The sequence below is a fragment of the Comamonas aquatilis genome, assembly GCF_965139575.1.
In the GTDB taxonomy this organism is placed as follows: domain Bacteria; phylum Pseudomonadota; class Gammaproteobacteria; order Burkholderiales; family Burkholderiaceae_C; genus Comamonas; species Comamonas aquatilis.
In genome coordinates this window covers 236,803-258,424 of sequence record NZ_CBCSIW010000001.1, presented here as the reverse complement: position 1 = coordinate 258,424, position 21,622 = coordinate 236,803, and the positions used below count along the sequence as shown (strand labels likewise).

Below are 21,622 nucleotides of genomic sequence, written 5' to 3'. Positions count from 1 at the left end.
TTGCATAGTACACGAAATTCGTGCAACACGAAATTCGTGTTGATTGATAAATCACCACGGCCAGCGTCTGATTTCAGACTTTGTAGCCTAAAAGCCATGCAAAAAGGCCCGGATGCTCCGGGCCTTGGCTCCAACCATCTTGCGCCTTTAGCGGCGGTACTGCGGCGCTGGCGCAAAAGGACCTGGATCGGCCGGAAAAGCCCGCGGATCGCGCGGCTCCACCTCGGGTGCACGGCGACGCGGCGGCAGATCGGGGTCTCGCTCGTCCAGGCGCACCTCGAACAGCGCCGTGCCGATCACCCCCACATTGCGGGCATCGCCGGCCGGCGTGTTGTTGGCATAGGCCCGGCCCTTGGCCGAGAAACGAAAGGCCGCCACTTCCCTGTCGTTCTTGCGAAAACCGTCGATCACCAGTCTCTCGCCGGGGCGCAGCAGATAGCCGTCATTTTTCACGCTACCCGGCTTGCCGGAGAGCACATCCAGGCCGTCAACCGTGGCCACCACCTCGTAATAGCGCGTGCTGCGGTTGTGATAAACCAGCTCATAGCGCTCGCCGCTGCGCCCTGCCACCTGGTAGTTGCTGCCGCCGCGCGTGCTGAAAATCGGCAGGGCCGGACCACTGCCGCTGGAAACCATCCACTCCACATCACCATCGACCAGCAGCACATTGGTCTGGCGATCGGCTGCACGCCCCAGTGCCCGGCGGATGCTGTCCTCGTCGCTGTAGCGCATCTGGGCCACGGCCCGCGCATGATCGGGTGTGAGCCGCGATGCCTGCACAACCTTGGTGGCGGATTCACGCCCCTCACCCCATTGGGTACCCAATGTGGACTCGGCCTTGGCCGCGCGCGGAGCCGCCATGCTGGCAGTTGCACTGGCGGAACCCAGGGCCGGTGCCGGAGCACTGGCTTCCTGAGCCACCGTCACGGCCATGGGCGGCTGCGTGGTGCAGGCGGCCAGACCGGCCGCCACCAGCAAGCCCAGCAAAAAAGACCCGTAACGCGTGCGCCAGGATGCAGCCGCAGAATTCATGGATTGACTCCTCAAAACAGGGGATGGCTGCCAGTGTGACGAAAAACATGCGGACGCACGAGCACAAAAAACATCTTGAAAGCATTCTTTGCAGTCACGCCCGGCAAGACAAGAAAAAAGCCGCGCTTGAATGGCGCGGCTTTTTTGGGGGGCGAGGTGAGAAAAGTGCTTTTACGGCTTTACTTCAAACGCATCTCTGCCGCACGGGCATGGCCCTGCAGGCCTTCGCCATGGGCCAGCACCGAGGCGATCTGCCCCAGGGTCTGGGCACCGGCTTCGCTGACTTCGATCAGGCTGGAGCGCTTCTGGAAGTCATAGACACCCAGCGGCGAGGAAAAGCGCGCCGTGCCGCTGGTGGGCAGCACGTGGTTGGGGCCGGCGCAGTAGTCGCCCAGGCTTTCCGATGTGTACGCACCCAGGAAGATGGCGCCAGCGTGCTTGAGCAGCGGCTCCCAGCGGTGCGGGTCGCGGCTGGAGACTTCCAGGTGCTCGGGCGCAATGCGGTTGCTGATGGCGCAGGCCTCTTCCATATCCTTGGTCAGAATCAGCGCACCGCGGTCGCTCAGGCTTTTGGCAATGATGGCCTTGCGCGGCATCTCGGGCAGCAGGCGGTCGATTTCGCGCTGCACGGCGGCGATGTAGTCGGCATCGGGACACAGCAAGATGGACTGGGCCAGTTCGTCGTGCTCGGCCTGGCTGAACAGGTCCATGGCCACCCAATCGGGCGGCGTCGTGCCGTCGGCCAGCACCAGAATTTCGCTGGGGCCGGCAATCATGTCGATACCCACCAAGCCAAACACGCGCTTTTTGGCGCTGGCCACATAGGCATTGCCGGGGCCGGTGATCTTGTCCACCTTCGGAATCGTCGCCGTGCCATAGGCCAGAGCTGCCACGGCCTGGGCGCCGCCAATGGTGAAGGCGCGTGTCACGCCTGCAACATAGGCTGCGGCCAGCACCAGCGCGTTTTTCTCACCCTTGGGGGTGGGCACGACCATGATGATTTCGGGCACGCCGGCCACATGGGCGGGAATGGCGTTCATCAGCACGCTGCTGGGATAGGCGGCCTTGCCGCCGGGCACGTAAATGCCCACGCGATCCAGCGGCGTGACCTTCTGGCCCAGCAAGCTGCCGTCTTCGTCGCGGTAGCTCCAGCTTTCGCCATTGGCCTTCTTCTGGGCCTCGTGGTAGCTCTTGACGCGGCGGGCCGCCGATTCCAGCGCCTGGCGCTGTTCGTCGGGCAGGCCGTCGAAAGCGGCTTTGAGCTCGGCCTGGGTCAGCTCCAGCGCCGCCATGCTCTCGGCGCTCAAGCCGTCAAAACGGGCCGTGTACTCGAGCACTGCCGCATCGCCACGCGCCTGCACATCGGCCAGGATGTCGGCCACGCGCTGCTCGATGGCGGCGTCCGTGTCGGCCGACCAATGCAGACGCTGCGCAAAATCATGCTCGAAAGTGGCATCAGCGGTTGACAGACGGGCGGGAGCAGCTACGAATTCCATAGTAATTACCGGCAGAGAGATCAGAGGGTTTAACTTTGATTCTTGGCGGCAACAGCCGCCGCAAACGAGTCAATGATGTGGCGCAGCGGCTCTTGCTTGAGCTTGAGCGAAGCCTGGTTGACGACCAGTCGCGAGCTGATGTCCATGATGGGCTCGACCTCGACCAGATCATTGGCCTTGAGCGTGTTGCCCGTGGAGACCAGATCGACGATGGCGTCGGCCATGCCGGTCAGCGGCGCCAGCTCCATGGAACCGTAGAGCTTGACCATGTCCACGTGCACGCCTTTGCGCGCGAAGAAATCGCGGGCAATTTCAGGGTACTTGGTGGCAATGCGCAGACGCGCGCCCTGCTTGACCGCATGCGCATAGTCAAAGCCGTTGCGCACGGCCACGCTGACGCGGCACTTGGCGATCTGCAGATCCAGCGGCTGGTACAGGCCCTGGCCGCCATGCTCGATCAGCGAATCCAGACCGGATACGCCCAGATCGGCGCCGCCGTACTGCACATACACCGGCACATCGGAGGCGCGTACCAGCACCACGCGCACATGGCTTTGGGTGGTTTCGAAAATCAGCTTGCGCGATTTTTCTATATCTTCCGTCACCTCGATGCCGGCTGCGGCCAGCAGGGGCACGGTTTCTTCGTAGATACGGCCCTTGGAGAGGGCGATAGTGATGCTCATGCCGAAACTCTCTCAATATCTGCACCCAGGGTGCGCAGCTTCTCTTCCATGCGGTCGTAGCCACGGTCCAGGTGATAAATGCGATCCACCAGGGTTTCGCCTTCGGCCACCAGACCGGCGATGACCAGACTGGCCGAAGCGCGCAGATCGGTGGCCATCACGGTAGCGCCCGTCAGGCGCTTGCCGCCCTCGATGCTGGCCACGCGGCCGTCGGTGGTGATGGCCGCGCCCAAACGCAGCATCTCGTTGACGTGCATGAAGCGGTTTTCAAAAATCGTCTCGGTCACCACGCTGGTGCCTTCGGCCACCAGATTCAGCGCCATGAACTGGGCCTGCATATCGGTCGGGAAACCGGGGTACTCGGTGGTTCTGAAGCTTTGGGCTTTGAGCTTGCCAGCCGAGCGCACACGGATGCCGCCGGCCGAGCTTTCGCACTCCACGCCCGCGTCCTTGAGTTTGTCCAGCACGGCGCCCAGATGCTCGGCACGCGCATGGTGCAACATGGCCTCGCCGCCAGCAGCTGCCACGGCACACAAAAAGGTGCCGGCTTCGATACGGTCGGCCACCACCTGGTGTTCGCAGCCGTGCAGCTTGTCCACACCCTGGATCACGATGCGGCTGGTGCCGTGACCGCTGATCTTGGCGCCCATCTTGATCAGCATTTCGGCCAGATCGGGAATCTCGGGCTCCATGGCGGCGTTTTCCAGCACGGTCTCGCCGTCCGCCAGGGCCGCAGCCATGAGGAAGTTCTCGGTGCCGGTCACCGTCACCATGTCGGTGGTGATGTGGGCTCCCTTCAGGCGCGTCCAGCCTTCGGGCAGGCTGGCATGCATATAACCGTTTTCCACGGTGATGATGGCACCCATGGCCTGCAGGCCCTTGATGTGCTGATCCACCGGGCGCGAGCCAATCGCACAGCCGCCGGGCAGAGAGACCTTGGCGCGGCCGAAGCGTGCCAGCAGCGGGCCCAGGGCCAGCACCGAGGCGCGCATGGTCTTGACCAGCTCGTAAGGCGCTTCGGGCGTCAGGCTGTCGGGGGCGACAAAGCTGATGCCGCCGCGCTCGCCATGGCTTTCGGTGACGACACCCATGTTGTCCAGCAGACGGCGCATGGTGGCCACATCGTGCAGACGGGGCATGTTGTACAGATGCACAGGCTCATTGGTGAGCAGGGCGGCGCACATCTCGGGCAAAGCGGCATTTTTGGCGCCGGAGATGATCACTTCGCCATGCAGGCTGCGTCCACCGCGAATCAGGAGTTTGTCCATGGCATCAAGCCTTGAATCCGTTATATAGATAAAACCGGCCGCCAGCCCTTTTACATAAAGCGCTGGCAGCTATGAAATTTGCTGCGAGCAGACCCTCAGGCCTGCGCGGCTGCCCATTCTGCTGGCGTATAGGTTTTCATGGACAGCGCATGGACTTCATCGGTGGCCATGCGGTTGCCCAGCGTGGCATACACCAGACGCTGGCGACCCAGCAGGCGCTGGCCGTCGAACTGGGCCGACACAATGGTGGCATACCAGTGCCGGCCATCGCCTTCCAGCGCAATGTGCTCGCACGGCAGGCCGGCGGTGATCAGGTCTTTGAGTTGGTCTGCAGTCATGGGTCGAAAAGCCTAAAACGCAAAAGCTTGCGAAACCGTCCATTGTCTCGCAAGCCGTGGTGTATGAGTATTGAAATCAGTTACGGATCTTGTAGCCGGTGCGCAGCAGGTGCACGGCCAGCGCACTGACCAGCAACCACGCCAGACCCACGATGCCCAGGCTTACCCAGGGGGACACATCGCTTTGGCCGAAGAATCCATAGCGGAAACCGTCAATCATGTAGAAAAACGGGTTGATATGGCTGACAGCTTGCCAAAAAGAGGGCAAGGAGTTCACGGAATAGAACACGCCGGAGAGAAAGGTCAGCGGCATGATCAAAAAGTTCTGAAATGCCGCCATCTGGTCGAACTTCTCGGCCCACAGCCCCGCAATCACTCCCAGCGTGCCCATCAGGGCGCAGCCCAGGAAGGCAAACACCACAATCCACAGCGGTGCGGAGAAATCAGGCACGGCAAAGAACAAGGTAACGACGAACACTCCCGCGCCCACCAGCAGGCCGCGCAGCACCGAAGCTCCGACATAGGCCGTGAACCAGGCCCAGTGCGACAACGGTGTGAGCAGCACAAAAATCATATTGCCCATGATCTTGCTCTGCACCAGGCTGGAGGAGCTGTTGGCAAAAGCGTTCTGCAACATGCTCATCATCACCAGACCAGGAATCAGAAACGCGGTATAGGGAATGCTGTCATAGACCTTGACCCGGCCTTCGAGCACGTGGCCGAACACCAGCAGATAGAGCACGGCCGTGAGCACGGGTGCGGCAATGGTCTGAAAGCTCACCTTCCAGAAGCGCAGCACTTCCTTCTTGAGCAGGGTTTGCCAGCCGTTCATGCCGCACCTCCTGCGCCTTGGGCTTGATTCATGACGCTGATGAACACATCTTCCAGATCGGCACGGCGGATCTCCACGTCCTCGGGTGTCACGCCGCCTTCGCGCAGCGTGGCCAGCAGTTGTTCCACATCGGTGGCGTTCTGGGCGGGAATCTGCACGATTCGGCCGGTAATACGGGCCCGCTCAGCCACAGACAAGGGCAAGGTGCTATCTGTTTTGAACTGCAGCACATTGCTGGAAGCGGATTTGAGCAGCTCGCTCATGGACGAGAGCTTGATGATCTCGCCGTGCTTGAGCATGGCCACGCGGCTGCACAAAGCCTCGGCCTCTTCCAGGTAGTGGGTGGTCAGCAAGACGGTATGGCCTTGCTTGTTGAGCTTGGCGATGAAATGCCACAGCGTCTGGCGCAGCTCCACATCCACACCGGCGGTGGGTTCGTCGAGCACGATGATGGGCGGCTTGTGCACCAAAGCCTGGGCCACCAGCACGCGGCGCTTCATGCCGCCCGAGAGCTGGCGCATATTGTGGTGGGCCTTGTCGCTCAGGCCCAGGCTCTCCAGCAGCTCGTCGATCCAGTCGTCGTTGTTCTTGACACCGAAATAGCCCGATTGAAAGCGCAGCGCTTCGCGCACATTGAAGAAGGGATCGAACACCAGTTCCTGGGGCACGATGCCCAGCTTGCGGCGTGCGTCGGCATAGTTGGCCTGCACATCGCTGCCCTGCACCAGCACGCGGCCGCTGCTCGCCTTGGACAGGCCGGCCAGAATGCTGATGAGCGTGGTCTTGCCCGCGCCATTGGGGCCGAGCAAACCAAAGAATTCGCCTTCCTCAATATCCAGGCTGACCGATTGAAGGGCCTGAAACTCCCCCTTGGGGGTGCGGTAGGTCTTGGAGACGGATTGGAATGAGACTGCTGACATGCGAGGCAGATTCTAGGCCCAAGGCGCCAAACTTGCTGTAGACCCGGGAACTGCACGGCCGCAGCCGCTCAGACAGGGACAGAATCCGCCTTGGCCGGCCTCAAGCGGCCTTAGTCCGCATTGCTGCTGCGCTTGAGCTCACTGTCGCCATCCTCTGCCGGCAGCAGCAACTCCTGAACGCCATAGAGTGCGGCCATGGAGCGCAAACCCTTGGGCAGACCCGTGATCTGCAGCTGCTTGCCCGCTGCCAGTGCGGCGCGGCGGCAGGCCAGCAGCACGGCCAGCGCCGAAGAATCGAACACCTTGACCGCGCTGGCATCCACAGGCACCTGCTGGCCGGCGTACTCGACCACCAGCGGGCGCAAGCTCAGCAGGCACTCGCGCGCCTGACGGTAGGTCAGCTCCCGAGGCAGCTGCAGTGTGGATGACTTGGCTTTTGGCATGACAGGCGCGCCCGGGGTTTACTGCGCCTTGGCAGGCATGGAGCTGCGCGAAGCCAGGGTCTTGATCAGACCGTCAATGCCGTTGGCATTGATTTCCTGAGCAAACTGGTTGCGGTAGGTCTCCACCAGCCACACGCCCAGCACGTTGAAGTTGTAGAGCTTCCAGCCATCGGCCTGCTTTTCCAGGCGGAAATCCAGTTGCACGGGCTCGCCGCGGCCGTTGACCTGGGTGCGCACCAGCACATCGGTATCGCCCGCAGCCATGCGCACCGGCTTGACGGAAATGGTCTGATCGCCCACTTGCGACAGAGCGCCCGCATAGGTGCGAATCAACAAGGATTTGAACTCGTCTTGCAGACGCTGACGCTGCTCGGGCGTGGCCTTGCGCCAGGCCGGACCGACGGCCGCCGAGGTCATGCGGCGAAAGTCCACATAAGGCATGACCTTGTCGTTGACCAGTGCGTTGAGTCTGGAGGTGTCGCCTGTGCGCAGCGTGGCGTCTTTCTTGATGGTTTCCAGCACGTCCGTGGATACGCGCTTGACCAGAAGATCCGGACCCTCGTCAGCGGCATGCACGGCGGCAGGCAAGCCCAGATTCAAAGCCAGCAAGGCGCCAGCTGCCATGCTCCACATTCTACGATTCATCATAAATTTCTCCATTCACCGGCCGGTATCGGGTCGCGGCCTTGCTGATTGACGGTTGGCGGCTACGGCTTATTTGCCGTCATCGGGCGGCAGCTTACCAGCGTCGTCGTCATCATAGTTTTCCAACTTGCCATCCCCGCCGGACACCGCGCCACCGATGCGTGAGCGCAGATACACATCGCGCGTCAGGCTGTACTTGTCCAGAGCCACGGAATCGAGCAACTCCCCGGCCTGCAGATAGTTGGCACGGGTGTTGACCATGCGCAGCCCGAACAGGCTATTGCGCAGGGATACATCGTCAATCGTGTTGGGCGGATAGCCATAGGCATCCACCACCAAGCCTGCAGCATCACGCACCGTGGAAGGGCCCCATAAAGGGATCATCACGTAAGGACCGGTGGGCACGCCCCAGCGCCCCAGGGTCTGGCCGAAATCCTGCTTGTAGCGCTCGATGCCGGCTTCACTGGCCACATCGAACAGGCCGCCAATGCCCAACACGCTGTTGACGGTAAAGCGCACCATGGAGTTGTAAGCCCCCTGGCCCTGACCCTGCAGCACATTGTTCACAAATGACCAGACGTCGCCCAGGTTGTCAAAGACATTGGTCACGCCCTGGCGCGCCACACGCGGGGTCACGTTCTGGTAGGCAGTGGCCACGGGCTTGAAGACGGCGTCGTCCACGCTTTCGTTGAAAGAGTAAATGCTGCGGTTCAGGGACTCCAGCGGATCGGCCGGATTGGCCGCGCCTGTCGTGGTCGCGCAGCCCGTGAGCAAGGCCGCTACCGAAATGCTAGCTACCAGTGCAATACGCTGAATGGCTTGGGCTTTGTTTTGCTTGATTTCTTGCATTACTACAGTCTGTGGGCGTATCGTCATCATTGCTTGCCTCCGCCATTTTCCGCGCCATCGCTGCTGCCGCCTTGTTCGGCCTTGCTGTAGAGGAACTGACCAATCAGGTTCTCCAGCACCACGGCAGACTGGGTGGCCGTCACGCGATCACCGGCCTTGAGGTTGTCCTCGCTGGCGCCCGCTTCAATCCCAATGTACTGGTCGCCCAGCAGGCCGCTTGTCAGAATTTTGAGTGAGCTGTCCTTGGGAAAGGCATAGCGGGTATCCATGCTCAGGGCCACATCGGCCTGGAAGGTCTGGTCGTTGAAACCAATGGACTCCACACGCCCGACGACCACACCTGCGCTCTTGACGGCCGCCTTGGGCTTGAGTCCGCCAATATTGTCAAACCGGGCCGTTACTGCATAGGTCTTGTTGAAATTGAGACTCAGCAGATTGGCGGACTGCAAGGCCAGAAACACCAGAGCCAGCGCGCCGATCAGCACAAACAGACCTACCCAGACATCACTTTTGTTTTGCTGCATGATTTTTTCCTCTTGTACTTCTCTGGGCTCAGATGCTGAACATGGTTGCCGTCAGCAGGAAATCCAGCCCCAGCACGGTGAGCGAAGCCACCACCACGGTACGTGTCGTGGCACGCGAAACCCCTTCGGGCGTGGGTTTGGCCGTATAGCCTTCCAGCAGGGCAATGAAGGTGACGGCAATGCCGAACACCATGCTTTTCAGCACGCCATTACCCAGGTCATTGAGCCAGTCCACGCCTTGCTGCATCTGGCCCCAGAAGGCACCGCCATCCACCCCGATCATCACCACACCCACCAGCCAGCCGCCCATCACGCCCACGGCGCTGAACACGGCGGTCAGCAGCGGCAGCGTAATCAGACCGGCCCAGAAACGCGGCACCAGAATGCGTTTGACGGGGTCAACCGCCATCATTTCCATGGCCGACAACTGTTCACCAGCCTTCATCAGCCCGATTTCTGCCGTCAAAGCCGTACCGGCACGGCCGGCAAACAGCAAGGCCGTGACCACGGGGCCGAGTTCGCGCAGCAGGCTCAGGGCCACCATCAGGCCCACGGCCTCGGCCGAGCCATAGCGCTGCAAGATGTAATAACCCTGCAGTCCCAGGACGAAGCCCACAAAAAGCCCGGAGACACCAATGATGGCCAGCGAGTAATTGCCCAGAAAGTGAATCTGATCGCCAATCAGGCGCGGGCGCTTGAGCGCCGGCCCCATCAGGGCCAGCAGGCGCAAGAACAGCCGCACGCCCATGCCGATATTGCTCAACTGCTTGCGCAGGGCCGCGCCTATGCACGCGGGATGCAGGGGATTCATGCGCGGCGGCGGCTTTCTGATGCTGCGCCAAAATCTTCTTGGGCGCTGACACCGGGATAGTGAAACGGCACGGGGCCTGTAGGTCGGGCATTGATGAACTGCTGCACCAGCGGATCGCTGCTGGCACGCACCTCTTCGGGCGTACCCTGGGCGGCCACACCGCCGCTGCCCAGGATCACCACATGATCGGCAACGCGAAAGGTTTCCTCCAGATCGTGGGAAACCAGAATCGACGTCAGCCCCATGGCGTCATTGAGCTGACGAATCAGCTGGGCCGAGGTACCCAGGGAAATCGGGTCCAGGCCGGCGAAAGGTTCGTCATACATGATGAGCTCGGGGTCCAGCACAATGGCCCGCGCCAATGCCACACGCCGGGCCATGCCGCCGGAAATCTCGCTGGGCATGAGCTTGCGCGCACCGCGCAGGCCCACGGCATGCAGCTTCATGAGCACGATGTCGCGAATCAGCTCTTCGGGCAGATCGGTGTGCTCGCGCAAAGGAAAAGCCACGTTGTCGAAGACGTTCATGTCGGTGAACAAGGCTCCGAACTGGAACAGCATGCCCATGCGACGACGCGCAGCGTACAGATCGGCAGCGCCCATCTGGGTCACATCCTGTCCGTCAAACAGCACCTGGCCGGTTTGCGCATGGTTTTGCCCGCCGATCAGGCGCAGCACCGTGGTCTTGCCGCCGCCAGAAGCGCCCATCAGCGCCGTGACTTTGCCACGCGGCACCTGCAAAGACAGGTCGCGCAGGATGATGCGTTCACCATAGGCAAAGGTGACGTTGCGCAATTCCACAAAAGAGGCGTTGGATGACATGCGTTGAAAGCGGTACGGAAAACAGGCCGAAGGCGTATTGTGCCGAGAAGATCCCCGGAAAGCTCGGGTTCACCCTAGATATACATACACGAATGTATGCTTCTATGGTTTTTCCTATTGTAGACAAGGCCAGAACTCCTGCTTCAGGAGCGGCAAACTCATGCGCAGTCTGGGGATGCTGCAGATTATCTTCAAAGCAAGCAAATCTGCAGCACCTGCTTTTTTACAACATATTGTGCAAGAACGCCTTGGTGCGTTCATGTCGGGGGGCGGCAAAAAACACTTCGGACGGGCCCTGCTCCACCACATGGCCACCATCCATGAAGATCACGCGGCCGGCGACTTCGCGCGCAAAACCCATCTCATGGGTCACCACCAGCATGGTCATATGCTCTTCGGCCAGCTCGCGCATGGTGCGCAGCACTTCGCCTGTCAACTCGGGATCCAGCGCCGAAGTCGGCTCGTCAAACAGCAGGATGTCCGGCTCCATGGCCAGGGCACGGGCAATGGCCACGCGCTGCTTTTGCCCGCCCGACAGATGGTTGGGGTAGGCATCGCGCTTGGCAGACAGGCCTACCTTGGCCAGCAGCACCTCGGCCTTGGGGACAATGTCCGAGCGCTTCAGGCCCTTGACGATCATGGGCGCCTCAATGATGTTCTCCAGCACCGTGAGGTGGGGGAACAGATTGAAGGACTGGAACACCATGCCCATCTTGCGGCCGATCTTGCGGATTTCGGCATCGCCCACGTACTGGGCCTTGGCCTCGCCCTCGGAACGCGCCAGCACCTCACCTTCGATGACGATGGTGCCCCGGTCAATGGTCTCCAGGTGATTGAGACAGCGCAAAAACGTGCTCTTACCCGAGCCAGAGGGGCCGATGATGGCCACCACCTCGCCGCGCGCCAGCTCCAGCGACACGCCACGCAACACGGACACGCTGCCAAAGCTCTTATGGATGCCTTGCGCGGAAATCATTACTTCAGTTGCAACGCTCATCTCAACTCTCCATCACGCTGCAAGTCATACACAGCCGATCAAATAGGCACTGTCCCATCCGCGAGACACCAAGCAAGGGCTGCCCCGCAGCGACGGTGTCGTCCCCCTTCCAAGGGGAAGGCGCGAAGCGACTCAGGGGGTCACGCGTCATACTTCGCATGGCGGTTTTCAAGGTATTGGAAGATCCAGGTCAGCACCAGCGTCATCACCAGATAGAAGCAGCCGGCCACGATGAACGGGGTGAAGGTGAAATCACGCTGCACCACGCCACGCGCCACGCGCAGCAAATCATTCAAAGCCAGCACATAGATCAGGGAGGTGTCCTTGACCAGGGTGATGGTCTCGTTGCTGACGGGCGGCAAGATGCGCGCCCACATCTGGGGCAGCACGATACGGCGCATGGTCTGGCCGTAGCTCATGCCCAGCACCTTGGCACCTTCGTACTGGCCGCGGTCTATGGACTTGATGCCGGCACGGAAGATTTCCGCAAAATAGGCTGCGTAATTGAGCGCAAAAGCCACCACGGCGGCCGGAAAGTCCGGCAGACGCACGCCAATCACCGGCACAAACGGCAGGGCGAAATATACGAACAGCAGCTGCAGCATCAGCGGTGTGCCGCGCATCAGCCAGATATAGGCGCCTACCGCAGAGCTCAGCGCCTTGATGCGGGAGATGCGCATCAGCGCCAGCGCCAGCCCCAGGGGGATGGACAGCGCCAACGTGATGAAAAACAGCTTGAGAGTGACAAGAGCCCCAGCTGACATGGGCCCCAAGAGCGAGATTACATATTCCATCGAATGGCCTTCAGTGTGGCACCACGGCTTTCAAAAGCCCGCCACAGGCTCGGGCGCGCAAAAGTGGGAAGTGTTTGCCAGCTTCCACCAGCACGCATTGTCGTTGCAAAGCAAAAAAAACCGGCAATGCCAGGCATTGCCGGTCAGCACTCATCCAGAAGATCAGTGCTTGATGACGTCGGCGCCAAACCACTTGTTGGCGATTTCCGCAGCCTTGCCGTCCTTCTTCATTTCGGCCAGCACGTCGTTGACCTTGTTGCGGGTGGCTTCGTCATCCTTGCGGAAGCCCACGCCATAGTCTTCAGTGCCGAAATCGTCCGCCAGCACGGTGTAGTTCTCGGGCTTCTTGTTCACGTAGTAACGGCCCACCACTTCGTCGACCACCACGGTGTCCAGACGGCCGGCTTCCAGGTCCATCAGCGCGGCGATGTTGTCACCATAGAGCTTGGTGGCCTTGAACTTGGCATGCAGCTCGGCGTCCTTTTCCATGGCCGTCACGGCGCTGGAGCCTTCCTGGGCGCCCACGATCTTGCCGGCCATGTCAGCCTTGGACTTGATGTCCGAACCGGCCTTCACGATGATGATCTGCTTGTTCACCATATAGGGATCAGAGAACAGAATCTTTTCCTTGCGGGCTTCGAGGATGGTCAGGCCATTCCACAGCGCATCCACGCGCTTGCCCAGCAGCTCGGCTTCCTTGGCGTTCCAGTCGATTGGCTTGAATTCCACTTCGATGCCCGAGCGCTTGGACACTTCCTTGGCCATGTCGATGTCAAAACCCACCAACTCGTTCTTGTCGTCACGGAAACCCATGGGCGGGAAGTTGTCGTCCAGACCCACCACCAGCTTGGTGGCTGCAACCGGTGCGGGTGCAGGCGCTGCAGCGGTATTGGATGCAGGCTCGTTCTTGCCGCAGGCTGCCAGGATTGCAGTCAGGGCCACCGTGGCCAACAGGGTACGTTTTTTCATGGCGTCAAAGCTTGAAGTGGAAAAAAGCGGAAGGTCAGCCAGTGGAGCTGCCCGGCCGCAAAAGACCGAACGCCGCTGGCGCCGAATCCGCTATTGTCGCGCAGACAGACGCCATCGTCACCCGCCCCGCTGCAAAACCATGCACCCGTTTAGAGCTTGGGAGATAGCTCACCCCATGCACCACCATGCCGCCCACCCCAACATCGCTACCTGCCGAACTTCAGCAAGCCTATGAAAATGCGCTCTATCGGGTGTTTGATCCCGCGGGTGCTGTCGTCCACACCTTGCGTGTGGGCCGGTGCGATGCATGGCTGAAGCAGGCCTATCTGGCGCATCAAAGCAGCAGCGCCTGCTACCTCACGGCCTGCAACCCACTGGGTCAGCGCCTGAGCGACGCGGAGAACGCACAGCGCATGCAGCAACTGCGTACCGCGCTGCAGCGGCAGGGCTGGCGGTTTGAAGCGGGCCAGGGGCAAGACCCCGCAGCCCTGTGGCCGGGCGAGGACAGCCTGCTGATCTGGGGCATGGACGAGGCCACAGCCATGGACTGGGGCCGGCAGTGGCAGCAGAACGCTCTGCTGTTTTGCAGCGCCGATGCGGTACCAAGGCTGCTGTGGCTTCGCTGAAAAACAAGCAAAAACACCCTCAAGCCCATTATTTATAAACGCATATAGCTATAAAAACAAAAGCACCCGAGCATGCGGGTGCTTTTGAGGCCGAAAGCCCGGAGCTTTTGAGAATCAGCGTGGCAGCTCGGAAGCGCCCATCAGGAACTCATCCACCGCGCGAGCGGCCTGACGGCCTTCGCGAATCGCCCAGACCACCAGGGACTGGCCGCGGCGGATGTCGCCGGCGGCAAACACCTTGTTCACATTGGTGGCATAGCCGCCAATGAATTCGGTGCCGGCCTTGGCATTGCCGCGAGCGTCCTTGTCCACGCCAAAAGCGTCGAGCACGGTGGCCACGGGATGCACAAAGCCCATGGCCAGCAGCACCATATCGGCTTCCCAGGTCTTTTCGGTACCGGGCACTTCGGTGAGCTTGCCGTTCTTGAACTCGACTTGCACCGTGGTCAGGCTCTTGACCTTGCCTTTTTCGCCGTTGAAGCTCTTGGTCGAGATGGCGAACTCGCGCACGCAGCCTTCGTCATGGCTGGACGAGGTGCGCAGCTTGATCGGCCAGTAAGGCCAGACCAGGGGCTTGTTCTCCTCTTCGGGCGGCATAGGCATGACTTCAAACTGGGTCACGCTCTTGGCGCCGTGGCGGTTGGAGGTGCCCACGCAGTCGGAGCCGGTATCGCCGCCACCGATGACGATCACATGCTTGCCATCGGCACGCAGCTGGTTCTTGAGCTTGTCGCCGGCGTTGACCTTGTTTTGCTGGGGCAGGAACTCCATGGCGTAGTGCACGCCATCCAGCTCGCGGCCGGGCACGGGCAGATCACGCGACTGCTCGGAGCCGCCGGTCAGCAGCACGGCGTCGAATTCCGCCTGTAGCTGTTCGGGGCTGATGGTTTCCTTGGCCCAGTTGGTGACCTTGGAATCCTTGCCCAGACCGTCCTTGCCGGCGATCAGCACGCCGGTGCGCACCTTCAGGCCTTCGGCCACCAGTTGCTCCATGCGGCGGTCGATCAGGCTCTTGTCCAGCTTGAAGTCGGGGATGCCGTAACGCAGCAGGCCACCGACGCGGTCGTTCTTTTCAAACAGGGTCACGTCGTGACCGGCACGCACCAGTTGCTGGGCGGCCGCCATGCCGGCAGGGCCGGCACCGACCACGGCCACTTTTTTGCCGGTCTGGTATTTGGCAGGCAGGGGCTTGACCCAGCCTTCGGCCCAGGCACGGTCGATGATGGAATGCTCGATCGACTTGATGCCGATAGCATCGCCATTGATGTTGGCCACACAGGCAGCTTCGCAAGGCGCGGGGCAGATGCGGCCCGTGAACTCGGGGAAGTTGTTGGTGCTGTGCAGCGTGGCGATGGCGTTCTTCCAGTCGCCCTGGTACACGAGGTCGTTGAAGTCCGGAATGATGTTGTTGACCGGGCAGCCGTTGTTGCAGAAAGGTGTGCCGCAATCCATGCAGCGTGCAGCCTGCACCTTGGCCTGGTCGGTCGTCAAACCGATGACGAATTCCTTGTAGTTCTTCAGACGTTCCGCAACCGGGGCGTAGCCCTCTTCGATGCGTTCGTATTCCAAAAATCCGGTGGTCTTTCCCATGATGTCTATTCCTTGAAATCTGTGTTCGCTCGCAGTGAGGTGGCGCACCCGGCACCACCTCTCTCAGGCCGTCTTACTTGGCCAGGGCTGCTTCTTTTTGGGGAGTGGCTTGCGCTTGCGCAGCTTGCTTTTCCTTTTGTTTGCGTTCATAGATCTCGCCAAGTGCACGCTGGTACTCGGTCGGGAACACCTTGACGAACTTGGCACGCGCAGCGGCCCAGTTATCCAGCAGATCACGGGCACGGGTGGAGCCCGTCCAGCGGCTGTGCGCTTCGATCAGGGCGCGCAATTGCTGGTCGTCGCTCTGGCCGCGATGCCAGATGCCGGGATCGACACGCGAGACAAACTCGTCGTGCGGCAGCACTTTTTCCAGCTTGACCGAGGCCGTGTTGCAACGCTCGGCAAACTTGCCGTCTTCGTCGTACACATAGGCCACGCCGCCGCTCATGCCGGCGGCAAAGTTGCGGCCGGTCTTGCCCAGCACCACGGCCGTACCGCCGGTCATGTATTCGCAGCCGTGGTCGCCCACGCCTTCGACCACCGCCGTGGCGCCGGACAGGCGCACGGCAAAGCGCTCGCCAGCCACACCGGAGAAGAAGGCTTCACCGCTGGTGGCGCCAAACATCACGGTATTGCCCACGATGGTGTTGTTCACGCTGTTGCCACGGAACTCATGGCTGGGGTGCACCACCACACGGCCGCCGGACAAGCCCTTACCCGTGTAGTCATTGGCTTCGCCAGTCAGGTTCAGCGTGATGCCGTTGCACAGGAAGGCACCGAAGGACTGGCCGCCCGTACCTTCAAAGTGGATACGGATGGTGTCGTTGGGCAGACCTTCGGGGTGAGCCTTGGTCACCGCACCGGAGAGCATGGCGCCGACAGAGCGGTTCACGTTGCGCGCCACTTCCATGATGCGCACTTTTTCTCCGTTTTCGATGGCGGGCTTGCAGCGCTCGATGAGCTTGACATCCAACGCCTTGTCCAGCAAGTGATCTTGCACATCGACGTGGTAACGGGCCACTTCGGCAGGTACTTCGGGCTGAGCAAACAGACGGCTGAAGTCCAGACCCTGAGCCTTCCAGTGCGCTATGCCCTTGCGGGTATCCAGCAGGTCGGAGCGGCCGATCAGGTCGTCGAACTTGGCAATACCCAGCTGGGCCATGATCTGGCGCACTTCTTCGGCGATAAAGAAGAAGTAGTTCACCACATGCTCGGGCTTGCCGCTGAACTTGGCGCGCAGCACCGGGTCTTGCGTGGCCACGCCTACGGGGCAGGTGTTCAGATGGCATTTGCGCATCATGATGCAGCCTTCGACCACCAGAGGTGCCGTGGCGAAGCCGAATTCGTCGGCACCCAGCAGCGCGCCGATGATCACGTCGCGCCCGGTCTTCATCTGACCGTCGGCCTGCACGCGCACACGGCCGCGCAGACGGTTCAGCACCAGGGTTTGCTGGGTTTCGGCCAGACCGATTTCCCAGGGACCGCCCGCATGCTTGATGGATGACCAGGGCGAAGCGCCGGTGCCGCCGTCGTGGCCGGCGATCACCAGGTGATCGCTCTTGCACTTGGTCACGCCTGCAGCAATCGTGCCCACACCGACTTCAGACACCAGCTTGGTGCTGATGCTGGCATGAGGCGCCACGTTCTTCAGATCGTGAATCAGCTGAGCCAGATCTTCGATCGAGTAGATGTCGTGGTGGGGAGGAGGCGAAATCAGGCCCACACCCGGCACGGAATGACGCAGCGCACCGATGTACTCGCTCACCTTGCCGCCAGGCAGCTGACCACCTTCACCGGGCTTGGCGCCCTGGGCCATCTTGATCTGGATCTGATCGGCAGAGGCCAGGTATTCGGCCGTTACGCCAAACCGACCGGAAGCCACCTGCTTGATGCGTGAACGCAGCGAGTCGCCATCGAGCAGCTCGATATCAGACTCCACCTTGTCGCCGCCGATGATGGAAGCCAGGGTCTCGCCCTTGGTGATCGGGATGCCCTTGAGCTCATTGCGATATCGCTTGGGATCCTCGCCACCTTCGCCGGTGTTGCTCTTGCCGCCGATGCGGTTCATGGCCACGGCCAGGGTGGCATGGGCTTCGGTGGAGATGGAGCCCAGCGACATGGCACCCGTGGCAAAGCGCTTGACGATTTCCTTGGCCGATTCGACCTGATCCACAGGAATGGCCTTGGCGGGATCGAACTTGAACTCGAACAGGCCGCGCAGCGTCATGTGGCGCTTGCTCTGGTCGTTGATCAGCTGGGCGAATTCCTTGTAGGTGCCGAAGTTGTTGGCGCGGGTGGAGTGCTGCAGCTTGGCAATCACTTCCGGCGTCCACATATGTTCCTCACCACGGGCACGCCAGGCGTACTCACCACCGGCATCCAGCATGGTTTCCAGCACGGGGTCGTCGCTGAAAGCCGCGTTGTGATTGCGGATGGTTTCTTCGGCGATCTCGAACACGCCTATGCCTTCCACGCGGCTGGCCGTGCCGGTGAAGTACTTGTCCACGGTTTCGCTGTTCAGGCCCACGGCTTCGAACAGCTGGGCGCCGCAGTACGACATATAGGTGGACACGCCCATCTTGGACATGATCTTGGACAGACCCTTGCCGATGGCCTTCACATAGTGATAGATGGCCTTGTCGGCAGTGATGGGGGCATCCTGGCGGCTGAAGATGTCTTGCAGCGTCTCGATCGCCAGATAGGGGTGAACGGCTTCCGCGCCGTAACCGGCCAGCACGGCAAAGTGATGCACTTCGCGGGCGGTACCGGTTTCCACCACCAGACCGGCGGTGGTGCGCAGGCCTTCACGCACCAGATGCTGGTGGATGGCCGACAGCGCCAGCAGCGCAGGGATGGCCACCTGTGTAGCGCTCAGGTTGCGGTCGCTGATGATCAGGATGTTGGCGCCACCCTTGATCTCGTCCACGGCATGGGCACACAGCGAAGCCAGCTTGGCTTCCACACCTTGCTTGCCCCAGCTCAGCGGGTAGGTGATGTCGATCGTGGAGCTCTTGAACTTGCCGTTGGTGTGCTTTTCGATTTCGCGCAGCTTGGTCATGCCTTCCACGTCGAGCACGGGCTGCTGCAGCTCCAGGCGCATGGGCGGGTTGACCTGGTTGATGTCCAGCAGGTTGGGCTTGGGGCCCACAAAGGACACCAGGGACATGACGATGGCCTCGCGGATCGGGTCGATCGGCGGGTTCGTCACCTGGGCGAACATCTGGCGGAAGTAGTTGTACAGCGGCTTGTTCTTGTCCGACAGCACAGCCAGCGGGCTGTCGTTGCCCATGGAGCCAATGCCCTCTTCGCCCTTCTCGGCCATGGGCGTCAGCAGGAACTTGATGTCTTCCTGGGTGAAGCCAAAGGCTTGCTGGCGGTCCAGCAGCGGCAGATCCGCGGCCTTGACGGGAGCCACAAAGTCGGCAGGCACTTGCACCTGGTCGAGCTTGATGCGCAGGTTCTCGATCCACTGCTTGTAAGGCTTGGTGTTGACGACGTTGGCCTTGAGCTCTTCGTCTTCGATCATGCGACCTTGTTCCAAGTCGATCAGCAGCATCTTGCCGGGCTGCAGACGCCATTTGCGCACGATCTTGCTGTCGGGCACGGGCAGCACGCCGGCTTCGGAAGCCAGGATGACCAGATCGTCATCGGTGATGCAGTAACGCGAAGGACGCAGGCCGTTGCGGTCCAGCGTGGCGCCGATCTGGCGGCCATCGGTGAACACGATGGAAGCCGGGCCGTCCCAGGGTTCGATCATGGCCGCATGGTATTCATAGAAGGCACGGCGGCGCTCGTCCATGGCCTCGTGCTGCTCCCAGGGCTCGGGAATCATCATCATCACGGCCTGGCTGATGGGGTAGCCAGCCATGGTCAGCAGCTCCAGGCAGTTGTCGAAGGTGGCGGTATCGGACTGGCCGGCAAAGCTGATGGGATAGAGCTTTTGCAGGTCGTCGCCCAGCACGGGCGATGCCATCACACCTTCGCGGGCCAGCATCCAGTTGTAGTTGCCGCGCACGGTGTTGATTTCACCGTTGTGGGCCACATAGCGATAGGGGTGAGCCAGAGGCCACTCGGGGAAAGTGTTGGTGGAGAAGCGCTGGTGCACCAGGCCGATGGCCGAGACGCAACGCTCATCGGACAAGTCCTTGTAGTACACACCGACCTGATCGGCCAGCAGCAGGCCCTTGTACACCACAGTACGGCTGCTCATGCTGGGAACGTAGTATTCCTTGCTGTGCTTGAGGCCCAGGTTCTGAATGGCGGCGCTGGCCGTCTTGCGGATCACGTACAGCTTGCGCTCCAGTGCGTCCTGCACGATCACGTCCGTGCCGCGGCCGATGAAGACCTGGCGCAGGATGGGTTCCTTTTCCTGCACGGTGGGCGACATGGGCATGTCGCGGTTGACCGGCACATCGCGCCAGCCCAGCAGCACCTGGCCTTCGGCCTTGATGGCGCGCTCCATCTCCTGCTGGCATGCGAGGCGGGATGCATGTTCCTTGGGCAGGAAGATCATGCCCACGCCATATTCACCGGCGGGAGGCAGCGTCACACCCTGCTTGACCATTTCTTCGCGGTAGAGCTGGTCGGGAATCTGAATCAGGATGCCTGCGCCGTCGCCCATCAGAGGATCGGCTCCCACGGCGCCGCGGTGGTCGATGTTCTCCAGAATCTTCAGCGCACCCAGAACGATGTCATGGCGCTTCTCGCCCTTGATATGAGCCACAAAGCCCAGACCGCAGGCGTCGTGTTCGTTGCTCTTGGAGTACAGACCGTGGTCTTGGAGATGCTTGATCTCTGCAGCCGTCGTCATGGGGAATCCTCTAATTTATTTCGCAGGGAACGCAAGCGTACGACAGCACATAACCTTATGCAAACAATTTTAATTAGGGTCAGATTCCAATTAAATTCCGACATAAATCATTGGAATTTAATTAGGGACATATTATGTAGAAAAACAGAATTTCAATGAAATCAAATACTTGATCAAAATCATGAAAGCGCTATGACAGCGTCTTGGGAACTTTTGGCGGGCGTCCTGCGCGTTGGCGGCTTATCCGGCGCTCGGTTTTTTGTTGCAATTTTTCAATGAAATCGCTGTCACCCAGCGCCCAGCCACGCATGGCGGCGTGGCTGATCTGCTCTTGCGCATCGCTACTCAGGCCTGCTTCAACCGCAGAAACATAGGCAGCATCGCGCGCAAACGGCGTATTACCCAGCGTCCAGAACATGGCATGCGGGCTGACCAGTGCGTCGTTGCGCAAGCCCGCACTGGCCCCATAGCTGGACCAGGGCCAGTCTCCAGCTTTAGCCACCAGCCCCTCGCGGACAGGATTCAGATCCATGGAAACCATGGTCGGAATCAGCCAGTCCCTGGCCTGCAGCACCGTGCAGCGGTAGCGCCCTTCCCACAGCGTACCGCTGCGGCCATGGCGATTATTGAAATAGCGCACATAGCTGCGCCCCACGGCCTGCATTAACTGGGGCAGGCCCAGCTCTGTTTGGGGCGTGAGCAGCAAATGAAAGTGGTTGGGCATGAGCACATAGGCATGCACATCCACATCGAAGCGTCGGGCCATCTCACGCAGCAAATCCAGCATGGTCTGGCGATCCTGGCCATCCACAAAGATCTCGGCCCCGTTGTTGCCGCGTTGAATGATGTGGTGCGGAAAATCCGCAAGGGTGAGTCGTGGCAGGCGGGCCATGGAGCGAAGCTGGCGTTGCACGCAAGGCAAGCATGATGGAGAAGCTGTGGATTATGAAACCCCGAGCCGGGCTCTGAGGGCTAATCACACTTTCCTAAGAACGTGTTTACGATCTCCTCGGCGCCGCGCCAGTACCTTGGCGGGATGGGGTGCTAGGCGCGATACCGCAGCAATAGCCATGCTATTGCGAGGATTCGCAACGCCGCAGAGCGCCCGCAAAGGCACTGGCCCAAAGGGTTGAAGCGAAATCGGGCGATTTCTTCGCGCTGCGGCTAGCTTGCA

20 protein-coding genes are annotated in these 21,622 nt (G+C 60.9%); 1 reads left to right on the top strand and 19 read right to left on the bottom strand.

Features of this window, described 5'->3' with window-relative positions; all coding sequences use genetic code 11:
• Positions 1 to 147: 147 nt before the first annotated feature.
• The 16 genes from ACNAZA_RS01130 to ACNAZA_RS01055 form a co-directional block, all read right to left on the bottom strand.
• Positions 148 to 1,032, bottom strand: coding sequence for a hypothetical protein (locus tag ACNAZA_RS01130; protein ID WP_415794563.1), 885 nt, complete (start codon positions 1,030 to 1,032; stop codon positions 148 to 150).
• Positions 1,033 to 1,211: 179 nt separating this feature from the next.
• Complete coding sequence (gene hisD / locus ACNAZA_RS01125; RefSeq protein WP_415794562.1) at positions 1,212 to 2,528, bottom strand: histidinol dehydrogenase; 1,317 nt, start codon at positions 2,526 to 2,528, stop codon at positions 1,212 to 1,214.
• Positions 2,529 to 2,557: 29 nt separating this feature from the next.
• Positions 2,558 to 3,211, bottom strand: coding sequence for an ATP phosphoribosyltransferase (hisG, locus tag ACNAZA_RS01120; RefSeq protein ID WP_120966349.1), 654 nt, complete (start codon positions 3,209 to 3,211; stop codon positions 2,558 to 2,560).
• On the bottom strand, positions 3,208 to 4,479 hold the full coding sequence (gene murA, locus ACNAZA_RS01115; RefSeq protein WP_415794561.1) for a UDP-N-acetylglucosamine 1-carboxyvinyltransferase: 1,272 nt from the start codon (positions 4,477 to 4,479) through the stop codon (positions 3,208 to 3,210). The genes hisG and murA overlap by 4 nt, the downstream gene beginning before the upstream one ends.
• A 95-nt stretch (positions 4,480 to 4,574) precedes the next feature.
• The gene (locus tag ACNAZA_RS01110; RefSeq protein ID WP_120966347.1) at positions 4,575 to 4,817 is read right to left on the bottom strand and encodes a BolA family protein; all 243 of its coding nucleotides are present in this window, start codon (positions 4,815 to 4,817) and stop codon (positions 4,575 to 4,577) included.
• Between the two features lie 76 nt (positions 4,818 to 4,893).
• A complete protein-coding gene (locus ACNAZA_RS01105) occupies positions 4,894 to 5,649 on the bottom strand; it encodes an ABC transporter permease (protein WP_415794560.1) in 756 nt (251 codons plus the stop codon).
• On the bottom strand, positions 5,646 to 6,569 hold the full coding sequence (locus tag ACNAZA_RS01100; protein ID WP_415794558.1) for an ABC transporter ATP-binding protein: 924 nt from the start codon (positions 6,567 to 6,569) through the stop codon (positions 5,646 to 5,648). The genes ACNAZA_RS01105 and ACNAZA_RS01100 overlap by 4 nt, the downstream gene beginning before the upstream one ends.
• A 110-nt stretch (positions 6,570 to 6,679) precedes the next feature.
• Positions 6,680 to 7,012 (bottom strand): STAS domain-containing protein, encoded by a 333-nt coding sequence (locus tag ACNAZA_RS01095; protein WP_415794556.1) that lies wholly within the window; start codon positions 7,010 to 7,012, stop codon positions 6,680 to 6,682.
• Between the two features lie 18 nt (positions 7,013 to 7,030).
• Positions 7,031 to 7,660, bottom strand: coding sequence for an MlaC/ttg2D family ABC transporter substrate-binding protein (locus ACNAZA_RS01090; protein ID WP_415794555.1), 630 nt, complete (start codon positions 7,658 to 7,660; stop codon positions 7,031 to 7,033).
• 66 nt (positions 7,661 to 7,726) lie between these two features.
• On the bottom strand, positions 7,727 to 8,506 hold the full coding sequence (locus ACNAZA_RS01085) for an MlaA family lipoprotein (RefSeq protein ID WP_415794554.1): 780 nt from the start codon (positions 8,504 to 8,506) through the stop codon (positions 7,727 to 7,729).
• Between the two features lie 26 nt (positions 8,507 to 8,532).
• Positions 8,533 to 9,030: an outer membrane lipid asymmetry maintenance protein MlaD gene (gene mlaD / locus ACNAZA_RS01080; RefSeq protein ID WP_415794552.1), complete on the bottom strand. Its 498-nt coding sequence runs from the start codon at positions 9,028 to 9,030 to the stop codon at positions 8,533 to 8,535.
• Positions 9,031 to 9,058: 28 nt separating this feature from the next.
• Positions 9,059 to 9,841 carry a lipid asymmetry maintenance ABC transporter permease subunit MlaE gene (mlaE, locus tag ACNAZA_RS01075; RefSeq protein WP_120966340.1) on the bottom strand — a complete coding sequence of 261 codons (783 nt, stop codon included), beginning with the start codon at positions 9,839 to 9,841 and terminating at the stop codon, positions 9,059 to 9,061.
• Positions 9,838 to 10,662 carry an ABC transporter ATP-binding protein gene (locus ACNAZA_RS01070; RefSeq protein ID WP_415794551.1) on the bottom strand — a complete coding sequence of 275 codons (825 nt, stop codon included), beginning with the start codon at positions 10,660 to 10,662 and terminating at the stop codon, positions 9,838 to 9,840. The genes mlaE and ACNAZA_RS01070 overlap by 4 nt, the downstream gene beginning before the upstream one ends.
• Before the next feature lie 223 nt (positions 10,663 to 10,885).
• Positions 10,886 to 11,638, bottom strand: a complete 753-nt coding sequence (locus ACNAZA_RS01065) for an amino acid ABC transporter ATP-binding protein (protein WP_415794909.1) — start codon at positions 11,636 to 11,638, stop codon at positions 10,886 to 10,888.
• A 161-nt stretch (positions 11,639 to 11,799) separates the two neighbouring features.
• Positions 11,800 to 12,453 (bottom strand): amino acid ABC transporter permease, encoded by a 654-nt coding sequence (locus ACNAZA_RS01060; RefSeq protein WP_415794550.1) that lies wholly within the window; start codon positions 12,451 to 12,453, stop codon positions 11,800 to 11,802.
• 162 nt (positions 12,454 to 12,615) lie between these two features.
• On the bottom strand, positions 12,616 to 13,422 hold the full coding sequence (locus ACNAZA_RS01055) for an amino acid ABC transporter substrate-binding protein (RefSeq protein ID WP_415794549.1): 807 nt from the start codon (positions 13,420 to 13,422) through the stop codon (positions 12,616 to 12,618).
• Between the two features lie 185 nt (positions 13,423 to 13,607).
• Between ACNAZA_RS01055 and ACNAZA_RS01050 the strand changes: the two genes are divergently transcribed.
• Positions 13,608 to 14,048: a DUF3293 domain-containing protein gene (locus ACNAZA_RS01050; RefSeq protein ID WP_415794548.1), complete on the top strand. Its 441-nt coding sequence runs from the start codon at positions 13,608 to 13,610 to the stop codon at positions 14,046 to 14,048.
• A 114-nt stretch (positions 14,049 to 14,162) separates the two neighbouring features.
• Here the strand turns inward: ACNAZA_RS01050 and ACNAZA_RS01045 are convergent, their stop codons facing one another.
• The 3 genes from ACNAZA_RS01045 to ACNAZA_RS01035 form a co-directional block, all read right to left on the bottom strand.
• Complete coding sequence (locus ACNAZA_RS01045) at positions 14,163 to 15,638, bottom strand: glutamate synthase subunit beta (protein ID WP_415794547.1); 1,476 nt, start codon at positions 15,636 to 15,638, stop codon at positions 14,163 to 14,165.
• A 73-nt stretch (positions 15,639 to 15,711) separates the two neighbouring features.
• On the bottom strand, positions 15,712 to 20,448 hold the full coding sequence (locus ACNAZA_RS01040; RefSeq protein WP_415794546.1) for a glutamate synthase-related protein: 4,737 nt from the start codon (positions 20,446 to 20,448) through the stop codon (positions 15,712 to 15,714).
• A 190-nt stretch (positions 20,449 to 20,638) separates the two neighbouring features.
• Complete coding sequence (locus ACNAZA_RS01035; protein WP_415794908.1) at positions 20,639 to 21,340, bottom strand: transposase; 702 nt, start codon at positions 21,338 to 21,340, stop codon at positions 20,639 to 20,641.
• Positions 21,341 to 21,622: the final 282 nt, after the last annotated feature.

Excerpts from the sequence above, each read along its gene's own strand:
- ACNAZA_RS01040 (WP_415794546.1), bottom strand. The coding sequence starts at position 20,448 with ATGACGACGGCTGCAGAGATCAAGCATCTCCAAGACCACGGTCTGTAC.
- ACNAZA_RS01070 (WP_415794551.1), bottom strand. The coding sequence starts at position 10,662 with ATGTCATCCAACGCCTCTTTTGTGGAATTGCGCAACGTCACCTTTGCC.
- ACNAZA_RS01100 (WP_415794558.1), bottom strand. The coding sequence starts at position 6,569 with ATGTCAGCAGTCTCATTCCAATCCGTCTCCAAGACCTACCGCACCCCC.
- ACNAZA_RS01045 (WP_415794547.1), bottom strand. The coding sequence starts at position 15,638 with ATGGGAAAGACCACCGGATTTTTGGAATACGAACGCATCGAAGAGGGC.
- mlaE (WP_120966340.1), bottom strand. The coding sequence starts at position 9,841 with ATGAATCCCCTGCATCCCGCGTGCATAGGCGCGGCCCTGCGCAAGCAG.
- ACNAZA_RS01060 (WP_415794550.1), bottom strand. The coding sequence starts at position 12,453 with ATGGAATATGTAATCTCGCTCTTGGGGCCCATGTCAGCTGGGGCTCTT.
- hisG (WP_120966349.1), bottom strand. The coding sequence starts at position 3,211 with ATGAGCATCACTATCGCCCTCTCCAAGGGCCGTATCTACGAAGAAACC.
- ACNAZA_RS01095 (WP_415794556.1), bottom strand. The coding sequence starts at position 7,012 with ATGCCAAAAGCCAAGTCATCCACACTGCAGCTGCCTCGGGAGCTGACC.
- ACNAZA_RS01090 (WP_415794555.1), bottom strand. The coding sequence starts at position 7,660 with ATGATGAATCGTAGAATGTGGAGCATGGCAGCTGGCGCCTTGCTGGCT.
- ACNAZA_RS01055 (WP_415794549.1), bottom strand. The coding sequence starts at position 13,422 with ATGAAAAAACGTACCCTGTTGGCCACGGTGGCCCTGACTGCAATCCTG.
- ACNAZA_RS01050 (WP_415794548.1), top strand. The coding sequence starts at position 13,608 with ATGCCGCCCACCCCAACATCGCTACCTGCCGAACTTCAGCAAGCCTAT.
- ACNAZA_RS01110 (WP_120966347.1), bottom strand. The coding sequence starts at position 4,817 with ATGACTGCAGACCAACTCAAAGACCTGATCACCGCCGGCCTGCCGTGC.
- murA (WP_415794561.1), bottom strand. The coding sequence starts at position 4,479 with ATGGACAAACTCCTGATTCGCGGTGGACGCAGCCTGCATGGCGAAGTG.
- ACNAZA_RS01105 (WP_415794560.1), bottom strand. The coding sequence starts at position 5,649 with ATGAACGGCTGGCAAACCCTGCTCAAGAAGGAAGTGCTGCGCTTCTGG.
- ACNAZA_RS01035 (WP_415794908.1), bottom strand. The coding sequence starts at position 21,340 with ATGGCCCGCCTGCCACGACTCACCCTTGCGGATTTTCCGCACCACATC.
- hisD (WP_415794562.1), bottom strand. The coding sequence starts at position 2,528 with ATGGAATTCGTAGCTGCTCCCGCCCGTCTGTCAACCGCTGATGCCACT.
- ACNAZA_RS01130 (WP_415794563.1), bottom strand. The coding sequence starts at position 1,032 with ATGAATTCTGCGGCTGCATCCTGGCGCACGCGTTACGGGTCTTTTTTG.
- ACNAZA_RS01085 (WP_415794554.1), bottom strand. The coding sequence starts at position 8,506 with ATGCAAGAAATCAAGCAAAACAAAGCCCAAGCCATTCAGCGTATTGCA.
- ACNAZA_RS01065 (WP_415794909.1), bottom strand. The coding sequence starts at position 11,638 with ATGATTTCCGCGCAAGGCATCCATAAGAGCTTTGGCAGCGTGTCCGTG.
- mlaD (WP_415794552.1), bottom strand. The coding sequence starts at position 9,030 with ATGCAGCAAAACAAAAGTGATGTCTGGGTAGGTCTGTTTGTGCTGATC.